The sequence below is a fragment of the Xenorhabdus entomophaga genome (assembly GCF_037996725.1).
In the GTDB taxonomy this organism is placed as follows: domain Bacteria; phylum Pseudomonadota; class Gammaproteobacteria; order Enterobacterales; family Enterobacteriaceae; genus Xenorhabdus; species Xenorhabdus khoisanae.
This window is the reverse complement of sequence record NZ_JBBMXH010000423.1, coordinates 1-291: the sequence shown is the minus strand read 5'-3', so window position 1 is coordinate 291 and position 291 is coordinate 1. Positions and strand designations below refer to the sequence as shown.

The window sequence follows — 291 nt, the reverse complement described above, 5'->3', positions numbered from 1 at the left end:
ATGCAGCCGCTCTTTGACAGCACGCTGATTCCCCCGCCCGAGTTGTTCGTACAGTGAACAGGGCAGCATGCCGACCGATTCCGCCAGTACCCGCACACAGCTAAAGACCGCGGTCAGTTGCATCGCCAGCTGAGGGCTGACCCGCCGTCCGGTGTAGGTATCATACGAGAGGCCGATTAATTCACTCAGGTCACGGGAAGTCATCGGTTCAGCGGATTTTCGAAACAGGCCGGGAAAGAACATCAGGCCTCCTTACCGGGTTTATGGCTGAGCAGGCGTGAGACCAGATAC

1 pseudogene is annotated in these 291 nt (G+C 57.7%); it reads right to left on the bottom strand.

The features are described 5' to 3' along the window. Window positions 1–243: pseudogene (locus AAC854_RS24810) on the bottom strand (phage portal protein); the annotation flags it as partial. Window positions 244–291 lie beyond the last annotated feature (48 nt).